Origin of the sequence: Fibrobacter sp. (assembly GCF_045112255.1) — a bacterium.
GTDB lineage: Bacteria > Fibrobacterota > Fibrobacteria > Fibrobacterales > Fibrobacteraceae > Fibrobacter.
The window spans coordinates 1-9,072 of sequence record NZ_JBGUHR010000066.1; the positions used below are offsets into that span (position 1 = coordinate 1).

The 9,072-nt window shown below is 50.2% G+C and carries 13 protein-coding genes; 11 read left to right on the forward strand and 2 right to left on the reverse strand.

All coding sequences use genetic code 11. The features are described from left to right. The first annotated feature begins 212 nt into the window (after nt 1-212). The 3 genes from ACJMM9_RS09985 (at nt 213) to ACJMM9_RS09995 (ending at nt 2,167) form a co-directional block, all read left to right on the forward strand. The gene (locus ACJMM9_RS09985) at nt 213-974 is read left to right on the forward strand and encodes a hypothetical protein (protein WP_405326281.1); all 762 of its coding nucleotides are present in this window, start codon (nt 213-215) and stop codon (nt 972-974) included. Nucleotides 975-1,124: 150 nt separating this feature from the next. After that, a complete protein-coding gene (locus ACJMM9_RS09990) occupies nt 1,125-1,604 on the forward strand; it encodes a hypothetical protein (protein ID WP_405326283.1) in 480 nt (159 codons plus the stop codon). A 122-nt stretch (nt 1,605-1,726) separates the two neighbouring features. After that, nucleotides 1,727-2,167: an Hsp20/alpha crystallin family protein gene (locus ACJMM9_RS09995; protein ID WP_405326284.1), complete on the forward strand. Its 441-nt coding sequence runs from the start codon at nt 1,727-1,729 to the stop codon at nt 2,165-2,167. A gap of 77 nt (nt 2,168-2,244) precedes the next feature. Here the strand turns inward: ACJMM9_RS09995 and ACJMM9_RS10000 are convergent, their stop codons facing one another. Next, the gene (locus ACJMM9_RS10000; RefSeq protein WP_405326286.1) at nt 2,245-2,565 is read right to left on the reverse strand and encodes a hypothetical protein; all 321 of its coding nucleotides are present in this window, start codon (nt 2,563-2,565) and stop codon (nt 2,245-2,247) included. 88 nt (nt 2,566-2,653) lie between these two features. Between ACJMM9_RS10000 and ACJMM9_RS10005 the strand changes: the two genes are divergently transcribed. The 8 genes from ACJMM9_RS10005 to ACJMM9_RS10040 all read left to right on the forward strand — a co-directional run bounded on the left by ACJMM9_RS10005 (nt 2,654) and on the right by ACJMM9_RS10040 (nt 8,668). Continuing rightward, complete coding sequence (locus ACJMM9_RS10005) at nt 2,654-4,261, forward strand: hypothetical protein (RefSeq protein WP_405326288.1); 1,608 nt, start codon at nt 2,654-2,656, stop codon at nt 4,259-4,261. Beyond that, nucleotides 4,261-4,602 carry a hypothetical protein gene (locus ACJMM9_RS10010; protein WP_405326290.1) on the forward strand — a complete coding sequence of 114 codons (342 nt, stop codon included), beginning with the start codon at nt 4,261-4,263 and terminating at the stop codon, nt 4,600-4,602. The genes ACJMM9_RS10005 and ACJMM9_RS10010 overlap by 1 nt, the downstream gene beginning before the upstream one ends. After that, entirely contained in the window at nt 4,583-5,140 is a 558-nt protein-coding gene (locus tag ACJMM9_RS10015) for a hypothetical protein (protein ID WP_405326292.1), read from the forward strand. Before ACJMM9_RS10010 ends, ACJMM9_RS10015 begins: the two co-directional genes overlap by 20 nt. 99 nt (nt 5,141-5,239) lie before the next feature. Next, nucleotides 5,240-5,461: a hypothetical protein gene (locus ACJMM9_RS10020; RefSeq protein WP_405326294.1), complete on the forward strand. Its 222-nt coding sequence runs from the start codon at nt 5,240-5,242 to the stop codon at nt 5,459-5,461. Then, entirely contained in the window at nt 5,436-5,933 is a 498-nt protein-coding gene (locus tag ACJMM9_RS10025; RefSeq protein ID WP_405326296.1) for a hypothetical protein, read from the forward strand. Before ACJMM9_RS10020 ends, ACJMM9_RS10025 begins: the two co-directional genes overlap by 26 nt. A 9-nt stretch (nt 5,934-5,942) precedes the next feature. After that, complete coding sequence (locus tag ACJMM9_RS10030) at nt 5,943-6,695, forward strand: hypothetical protein (protein WP_405326299.1); 753 nt, start codon at nt 5,943-5,945, stop codon at nt 6,693-6,695. A 63-nt stretch (nt 6,696-6,758) separates the two neighbouring features. Beyond that, a complete protein-coding gene (locus ACJMM9_RS10035; protein WP_405326302.1) occupies nt 6,759-6,881 on the forward strand; it encodes a hypothetical protein in 123 nt (40 codons plus the stop codon). Further along, nucleotides 6,881-8,668, forward strand: a complete 1,788-nt coding sequence (locus tag ACJMM9_RS10040; RefSeq protein ID WP_405326305.1) for an AAA family ATPase — start codon at nt 6,881-6,883, stop codon at nt 8,666-8,668. Before ACJMM9_RS10035 ends, ACJMM9_RS10040 begins: the two co-directional genes overlap by 1 nt. Before the next feature lie 6 nt (nt 8,669-8,674). Here ACJMM9_RS10040 and ACJMM9_RS10045 read toward each other — a convergent pair. Then, a partial coding sequence (locus ACJMM9_RS10045; protein WP_405326308.1) for a hypothetical protein occupies nt 8,675-9,072 on the reverse strand: 398 nt, incomplete at its 5' end.

Sequence of the window (9,072 nt, forward strand, 5' to 3'; positions counted from 1 at the left end):
GTTGGGATCAGACGCTTCCGTATACCTTGCTGAACTTCGACGCAATCGTCGACGTGAGCGTAAGCCACACGGTAAGCTGGTTTGTTCTGTTGCCCAATGCATTGGACGCTGATCCGGATTCTATCCCAGCGAATACCGTCATGACCTGGACGGCCAACGTGACTTCGTGCTAAATGAACTAATTTAAACTTTAACGAAACATTTGGGTTAAAATGGCTAATCGTAACATTAACGGGCCGAAGAAGCGCCCGGCAAATCCGGCTGTATTCGACGAAAAGGGTCGACAGACCGTCGCTTCGATGAAGTATGATAAGATCGACAAGGACTATCTGACAAAGCTCCTCTTGGAACATAAGCGTGATGTTGAACTTTTTGGTAAGGGCTATCCGGTTTCCGACGACTTGGCCACTGCAATTCAGGTGGTTATCAAGAAGACCGCTGGCATGATGTCTTGGCGCAAGTACACCGATCCTTGGAAGGAAGAGATGTATGCCAGGGCTCAGTTCTGCGCTCTGAAGTATTGCCACTCGTTCGATCCGAACAAGATGGCCGAGAACTCCAAGAACAAAGACCCTTACTACTACTTGGGACAGATCGTGTCTCGTGCCTTCATGCAGCAAGTGACAGACCTCAAGAAGAAGTCGAAGTACATCAAGTTCACCTCGCTCAACGAGAACATTCTCCACACTTGCGTCAACATCGACGAGTATGCTGGCGTCATCGAACGTGAGGAGAAGCGCCAGAAGGACGAGATCAATGCGAACCTCGCAATGGAACACAACAACGTGTCCGACGCTGTCGATGTCCTTGAGAAGGTCGATCCGTACATGGACGACAAGGTAATCGAACTCGCGAAGAGGCTCGTCGACGAGGAAGGCATCAGCGAGGAATCTGCTTGCAAGGAAGCCAAGCGCATCTTGGCCGCACGTAAGCAGAAGGCTGCGGAAGCCAAGAAGGCCGCCGCGAAGAAATAGTTTCTTTCACTCCCTAAAGCACCAAAGGCCACCAGAAATGGTGGCCTTTTCCGTTATGCCTATGTTCATTTTTGAATATAAATGAGTAAAAAGTTGCAACAAGTCTTGTGTCATCTTGATAAACTATCTTCAAAGTCAAGGACAAATACTATGGCTCAGAAGATTGCAAGTGGAAACGTATTGGGTATGTACGGAACGAATTTTGATACCCACCCAGACTGGAGACACGATATTTTCGTGCAGACCCAGAGTCTTATTCCTGGAGTCATGGACATCAAGTCCGGTAAGGCAGAGAAGTTCGTGAAACGCGCCGAGGAACAGATGTACTGGCATACCGAGGATAAGCTTGCCGAACTTCAAGACAAGTTCCTCGAAGACGACATGGTGAACAACACGCCGGGCCGTGGCCAGAAGAACTATCGCCGTATGGAATACGACATCACGAAGAATCCCAACGGAAAGGGAGCCGAGGAAGACCGCAAGGCCGCCGAGGAGAAGGAAGTCCTCACGAAGGAGAAGTTGATGGACGTGCTCAATAACGTCCGCTATTCCATTTGTTCGACTGCGTCCGCTTGGGGCGACGAGCCTATCAAGCAGAAGGACTACCAAGACCAGATCAAGCTTCGGTAGGGGTTTTTCTTCCTTTTACCCTACCTTGGAGGTCGCCGTGAGGCGGCCTCCTTCTTTTTGGCACGGTTTTTGCTTATTTATGGGCAAAGGAAATAATTTAATACTCAAAAGGAGTTATGACTATGTACAATAGAATGCCTGTGTTTAACATCTTCGGTGCCGATCCGTTCGACTTCGGCGAGTCCAATATCGCTAACGGTTTCTGTAACCTTGGTAACGAGCTGCAGAACATGGTGAAGGCGATGACGTGCGAGGATGACCAGAAACCCCACGCCAGACGTCCGAACCTCCGTGCCGAACATACTGATGAAGCCGACACTTTCTACGTGGAACTGCCGGGTGTGAAAAAGGAAGACATCAGTGTGGTCGTCTCTGGTGAATACACCTTGGCGCTGGTCGCCACGCGCAAGGTCGGAAATACCGAGACTACGTTCCGCACTGAGTTGGCAAGCGACAAGGACATCGGCAACGCCAAGCTGAAGTACGAAGATGGCTTACTAACCATCACGGTCGCTCCCAAGCCGAAGGCTGTATCTGACGTCAAGAAGCTTCAGATCCAGTAAGTTAAACTAGCACAAAGGAGGAAATTAAAAAAATGCCGTCCGAATGGGCGGCATTTTTGTTTCCTTTTTTGTTTTGGTTAGATCTGCTTTGCGGACAGCCAGTTTCTGTAGTAGTTGAGACTACGGCGGACTGTCTGGAAGTTTTCGGTGCCAGCGGCCTTCATTGCATCCATCGTGATCGATTCGAGGAACGCCTTCGGTTCCGTGTCGCCGCGCATGGCTTCGAGAGTGTCGATTGCCTCGAACTTGACGGAGTCGTTTTCGGTGAGCTCGGTATCGATATCGTGGGTTAGGCCGAACGCCTTGATAACGCCTTCCAGCTTCGCCTTGTTGGAGTCAGTCATCAACTGGCGGGTCTTGTAGATGAAGTACTTTTCTGGTTCTGTAGCTTGACGCATGGTCGTTCTCCTAGCTTTATGACATCAGTTTATCATTTTTGTGCGGCGGCGATTTGATAAACTGACCATGTAAGAAAGGGTTCAAGCGATGACACCATATTATTACGTTCGTGAAGTTGAAAAGATTATGATTGCGTTGATGGACGTATTCAATAATCTGCGTGTCAAGAAATACAAGGACATCTCGCGTACGGCGTCCGACCGTACCGTTGCTGTCCCTATCACGACCCACAGCAGCGCGAACTTCGCAAACTTGGTCGCTTCTACGCAGTCGACGCAAGAACCGATGCCAGTGCCTATTCTTGGCTTCCGTTATACCGGAAACTCGCATGACCAAGCCAACATGGTGCAGCCGTGCTATGCGCGTGAAATCTACTCGCCCACGCTGCAGAAGTTCATCCGTGACATACAGCCGACGCCGCAAGTGTTCAAATTCGAAATGACATTGCTCTGCAACGACATGTCCGACTATCTGCAGATAAAGGAAAACATCGAAGCCTATTTCAACACGTACCGCACAGTCCGTATCAAGGAGTTCGACTTCATCCCGGAAATAGAGCGACCGATTCCGTTCTCGGTCACTTGGTCGGATACTCTCGACGACGAGAAGAATTCGGACAGCAAGGAATACCAGTATTACAAGACGACCTACACTATCGAGGCCCATGGCGTCTATCACCGTAAGTACGAAATTCCGGCGATCATCAAGTACGCCGAAATGAATTTCAACATCAACAACGAACTTATCGACTCGTTGCAAGTGTTCGTGTACCCAGACGAAATCGCACAGCAGAAGAAACACTTGTGGGAAACCGTCGAGCCGTCGATTCGCGAGGGCTGGTCGCTGCTCAAGACATTCACTAGGACGCTTGTTCGCAAGACGGACGAGGATGGCGAAGAATACTGGAAGGATGAGACTCGCAAGAGCTACGACTTGACCTATCACGACGAGAGTGACATTACGAAGCGCAACAAGGTAGGAAATGTCGTAACTGGCTACAACCCTATTCTGAAGGGTTATAAGCGTGACGATAACGGCAACATCATCAAGGACAAGGACGGCGACCCGATTCCTATTTATGACTGGGAAGATATCGTCGTCGGCGACGTGAACCGTCCGCCGGAAGTTCCTTCATTCGACTTGATCCACTTGAACTTTGACGAGGATACTTCTCTGGAACACGACTTCAGCGGACTCAACCGTGACTTCGTCGCGATATCCAGCGAGAAGCGTGAGTTTGTACCAGACATGGCTCCAGGCAACGGCAGCTATGCACCAGACGGATACGCTTCCGAGAATACGGACTGGTCGCAGATTCTTAACTGGTTCGGCGACAACAAGGAAGGAAAGATCGAATCGTCCTACACCTTCAAGGCCACGCTGCAGTTCAAGCACCCAGATGTCGATACGGTGTTCCAGTATCTATACAATCCGAAGGACGTCACTCTGTCCGACGGAACGGTCATCCCGGCGGAAACCGTTTGGTTCGACTGGGGCATACAAGACCACCGACTCTATTTCACTTATCACACGTCGTCGCAGTATCACCGCTTCGTGAGCGCGAAGACCGACTTCGACGACAAGACAATTTATTCGATCTACTTTGTCCTTTATAACGAAGGACAGAACGGCGCGTTCGGTATTCGTACGAACTTCTCCGACACGATGATCGCTCTGGAAACGAAGGAAGTATAATGTTTAACTGGAAAGAACGGCTACAATCCAAGGAGACAGCAGCCAAGGCCGCCGAAAATCAGACGGTGGACGCTATGCCGCATGCCAATCTCAGTATTCCGAAAGTTAACCGCATTAAGCAGTTCTTTGAGGATCGCCAGTATGATGACGTTCCTTTCAAGCTAGAGGGCCCAGCCAACATGAGAGCCGTCCAAGAAGTGCTGCGCAAGGAGCAAGACGACGAGTACATGCACCGTGATGAGAACATGAAAACGTTCAACATCATAAACGAAACTAATAACCAGCATCCTTACGATGCATATTTCCAAAGGAAACGACCAGATGAACGATCTGATAGCTAGACTCAAGGTGACGACGACCACCAAAATCAAGCCGCCTACGGTGAAGGCTAAATTGCCAGCCTCCATCAAGATTCCCGCGCCGACCACGATTACGGTTGCGCCGATTGTTGAACCGTCCGCTGGCAAGCCAGTCAAGGTTGACCACGCTCGCGACATGGAGTTCGTGAAGGCGAGCATCCGTAACAAGATGGCTGAATGCAAGCCGAAGGTCGATATCGGTATCAACGAGGACATCATCGCGAAATACCGTGATGAATACCAGCAGTTCCTCAAGGAACTCGAAACTATGGATTTCAGCTCCATGATTTTCGGACAGCCGACGGCGCAAGCCACGGCTCCGGCTGCGGCCCCAGTGGCTCAAGAGGAAGTTCCTCTTGCCAATGGGATCTCCGTAGGCGAGGAAGCTGGCGGATCCATCGTGATTCCGACTACGACGACTCCGAAGAAGTCTCGCAAGAAGAAGGTCGTGACTGAAGAAGTCCAGACCGACGCTACCGAGGCTCCAGCAGCAGTCGCAGAGGCTCCAGCAGAAGCGTAAACCAAACTTTACTTGGTTTGTAAAGAAAAGTCGACTTGCAACCCAGGTCGACCTTTTCGCGTCCAGATAAGCTATATTAAGGAATTGGGGAGCTTTGATATGGACTTACGTGAACGCAACTTATTGCAGATCGAAGAGATTGAGAAACATAAGTGGATCGAGTCCGAAAAGGCTGGCCACGACTTGGGCGAAGCCGCCCGTATCGACTGGGTGCTCAAATATGCAGCTAAGTGGAGCGAAGAACATCCAGTGACAGATGATAAACTGCCTACAGATGAAAGTTTGAAGGCAGAAAATGGCATTTCAAAAGATATTCCTTGAATCTCTTGCCGACATGTGCGGTTCCAAGGCTGGGCTAGTCGCTGCAGCCTTCATGCCTCGTCAAGAGGCCGCCGACGGTATTGGCGGAGATTACGACACTCTGAAGGATCTCGCCGTATGGCTGCTGGTCGAGAGCAATGTACTCAATCAGCTGCACTGGAATACTGACAAGAATCTCAAGCATGAACTGTTGAACGAGGCTTACGAGCTTTGCCGCGACACTGGCGACAAGCTGGCCGAAACATATATCGCCTTGACTGGAAAGCCGTGCGACAAGGAATTTCCGAAGGTTGATTCTGGCGTCGGTCTCAAGGATACCGATGTTCTTGCGCTCTTGAAGAAGCTCGACAGCCACATGAATGAAGCTTGCGCGAAGAATCCGAAATTCCCAGAGGGCGTCAAGAATGCGTTCGCCGACTTCGATGAAGCCATGACGACGATTATCTACAAGTACAGCCAGTTCACGGCATAAGGAATACCCATGGAACTTATTACCACAGATGACATGGTCGAATACGTCAAGAGCCGCATGGGTTACCCCGTGACGGAAATTGAGATGGTCGTTGAAGAACGCGGCGGCCTTGGCCATATCCATCTGGCCATCAATGATACGCTGAGATGGTTCTACCGTATCAACATGGACGAGGCGTCTTACAAGGATATCTTGAAGATTCCTCTACGTGCTGGTATCATCCAGTACCGTGTTCCGGACAATATCATGGAAGTTGTCGACGTGCAGCCTTCCTACGGTAACACGTTCTCTCCGATGATGGCTTGGGACGTCGGCCCCGGTGAGTCTCTTATGGGTGTCGGTGGCGCTGGTCTTGGTGGTCTCGGTCAGTTCGACTTGGTGACTTACGCTGGGGCTATCCGCTACTTGAACGACGTTAAGAAGCTTGTCGGTACGCAGTACAACATCAAGCTCCATCCAGTAGACCATATACTCAGAGTCTATCCTACTCCGAAGTCTGACCGTATCGCACTCGCTACCGTGTACGTAAAGGCCAAGAAGTATGAAGTCTTTGCGAACCCGCTGTTCTGTGACATGGCAGTCGCTCGTGCAGAAATGCAGTTGGGAAAGATCCTCAAGAAGGACGATATCACGCTTCCTGGTGGTGCCAAGGTCAACGGTCAAGCTATCTATAGCGATGCGAAGGCTGAATGGGATGCTTTATTTAAGATGCTGCAAGAACAGTCCGCCCAGCCGTTCATGATGACTGACTTGACGGCCTAGCTGCTCTTGACAAATCTACCAGTGTTTTACTATATTGATTCCCGTCTAACAAGGCGGGATTTTATGTTATCCAAGTTTGTCAATTTTTTGATGAAGGCGCAGTATGCCGTGTACGTCGGCATTATCGTCGTAATCGTTCGTAGAATCGTCATGAAAATCCGCACCGATATGGATAGGACTCACTAATGCTCGATAAAATCGTAAACAACAATTTTGGCCTCGTATCCGTAGAGGAATTACGAAGGCTCGCTGCCGGAAACAATGGAGTATACGGCAAGAAGATTCGACCGAAGAAGGACGACAAGGACTCCATCGACACCTTCAAGGAACTCACCAATACGATTGACGAAATCATCGATGCCATTCCGAACATCACGATTCCGTCCACTATCGTCGGCAAGAGTCGCTACGAGGGCTTCAAGGAAATCGTCAAGCTCTACAAGAAGCAGAACATGTCTAAGGTGTTCTTACTGTCTTGTACGATGGTGAACTTGATCGCTCGCCATAGCGGTGCCAAGGAAGTGTCCAAGGTCGCTGGCTTCATGCAGAACTGCCTAGCCTTGTATTCTATCGGCGACAATCTCTGCTCGCACATTTCCTTCAACTGGGACTTCGTTGACACGATGTACATTATCGTGAACAACGACCTCGAAGGCGGCGCTCCGTTGAGCATGCAGCAGTATCGCGACCTCAACACGAAGTACAACAAGCAGAACTACGACTCGCTGTCGCTTACGAACTCCAGCACGTACGTCCTCGTCAACATGGCCGTCGAGCACAAGGATACCAAGTGGTTCTCTGCCGAAGACCAGAAGGAACATGTGATCAAGATGCTCCGTACGAACATCAAGGGTGCCGTACGCCACTTCACACGTGATGAAGACGGTGGCGAGAGCTATGATCTGAACTACGAGTTCACCGACAGCGCCATTATGAACGGCAAGCCGGGTAACGCCATTATCGAAGTGCAGTTCGACAACGTGCTTCTTTACTTGATGCAAAGTGTGACTCCAGTGAACGCCGAAGATGGTGGTGCGGTAAATGCATACGTACCAGCTCAAGAAATTCGCTACTTCTGGGTTCCGATGGACGGCGTGGAACTGTCTCGCACTGAAGTCGCCGCGCTGAACGCGAATATCAGCAGCTTCATGAACATGCTGTTCGTGAACAACATCGACACTGAAAAGTTCATGTTCACGTTCGACGAGAACGGCAACTTGTCCGAACTCGTCCGTCCGAAGGCCATTCCGGAAAACTTCGTTTCGGCGAAGATTCCGGAAATCATCAACGCCGTCAAGATTTTGCACGACAAGAAGCTGTCTCGCAGCTATGCGCTTGTCGGTAACGCTGGCACTGGTAAGACCATCGGCGCACAGCAGATTTCCAACGCATTCTTGGATGTCTGCACGTTCAAGATTACGAAGAACGTAATCGAGAACGAGGAAGTGCTCAAGAGCATGATGCGTTACGTAAGGGCAATCAAGCGCTGCATCATCATCCTCGATGACATGGATCGCAGCGACTTGTCCGAAAAGAATAATTCCGTGTGCGCTTATCTGAAGTTCTTCGATGACCTAAACCAAGCCGCGAAGAATGACCAGGTGTCCTACGTGTTCATCGCGACCATCAACGATCCGTCCAAGATCAACAAGGTCATCATGTGCCGTAGCGGTCGTATTGACCAGATGCTTGAAATTGGCTTCCCCGACGTCGAAGCGCTCAAGTACTTGTTCGAGTACAACGACAAGTCGCTCAATCCGGACAACTTGACCGACTTCCGCGATCCGTCGTTCGACGAAGCATTCAAGTATGCCGTAGAATCGCAGATTACCGCAGCGGATATCTACAATATCTTCTCGGATATGGCGGTCTACACGGACACTGGGGCCAAGTTTACGCCGGAAAACGTACATGAGGCGATCGAACACATCAAGGATCGAAACGCCATGTCGAACAGGAACTATCTTGATTAAATAGCATTACCACTGACCCAGCAAATTGCCACAAGCATAGTTTGCTGGGTCGTTTGTAATGTCTTCGACACACTTGTCGACTTCTGGAGGACGGAACAAAACGTCCTTTTTTAGTTCGTCGATAGTGCTGGAGACATCCAGCGAATAGCCAGTCTCTGGCTTCGATGCGTTCGGATCGTCCGGATCCGTGGAACTGCCGAGCGTATTGCGGCCAAGGAGCTGGTCGATGAAATGCTCTTGGTTCGGATCGTTGATGACGTCCTCGCTGACTTTCTTTCCGTCGTCGATAGCGACCTCCATGAAGAGCTTCCAGAAATACTTTCTCCACTTGTACTCGTACTCTGGCACTTCGTCAGTAACGGATGTGATTGAATAAAGCTTGTTGTCGTATTCGGCCTTCAGCA

Bases quoted from the DNA above. Each gene is read 5' to 3' on its own strand.
- ACJMM9_RS10025 (WP_405326296.1), top strand. From the start codon at position 5,436: ATGGCATTTCAAAAGATATTCCTTGAATCTCTTGCCGACATGTGCGGT.
- ACJMM9_RS10015 (WP_405326292.1), top strand. From the start codon at position 4,583: ATGAACGATCTGATAGCTAGACTCAAGGTGACGACGACCACCAAAATC.
- ACJMM9_RS10030 (WP_405326299.1), top strand. From the start codon at position 5,943: ATGGAACTTATTACCACAGATGACATGGTCGAATACGTCAAGAGCCGC.
- ACJMM9_RS10035 (WP_405326302.1), top strand. From the start codon at position 6,759: ATGTTATCCAAGTTTGTCAATTTTTTGATGAAGGCGCAGTATGCCGTG.
- ACJMM9_RS10040 (WP_405326305.1), top strand. From the start codon at position 6,881: ATGCTCGATAAAATCGTAAACAACAATTTTGGCCTCGTATCCGTAGAG.
- ACJMM9_RS10000 (WP_405326286.1), bottom strand. From the start codon at position 2,565: ATGCGTCAAGCTACAGAACCAGAAAAGTACTTCATCTACAAGACCCGC.
- ACJMM9_RS09985 (WP_405326281.1), top strand. From the start codon at position 213: ATGGCTAATCGTAACATTAACGGGCCGAAGAAGCGCCCGGCAAATCCG.
- ACJMM9_RS10005 (WP_405326288.1), top strand. From the start codon at position 2,654: ATGACACCATATTATTACGTTCGTGAAGTTGAAAAGATTATGATTGCG.
- ACJMM9_RS09995 (WP_405326284.1), top strand. From the start codon at position 1,727: ATGTACAATAGAATGCCTGTGTTTAACATCTTCGGTGCCGATCCGTTC.
- ACJMM9_RS09990 (WP_405326283.1), top strand. From the start codon at position 1,125: ATGGCTCAGAAGATTGCAAGTGGAAACGTATTGGGTATGTACGGAACG.
- ACJMM9_RS10010 (WP_405326290.1), top strand. From the start codon at position 4,261: ATGTTTAACTGGAAAGAACGGCTACAATCCAAGGAGACAGCAGCCAAG.
- ACJMM9_RS10020 (WP_405326294.1), top strand. From the start codon at position 5,240: ATGGACTTACGTGAACGCAACTTATTGCAGATCGAAGAGATTGAGAAA.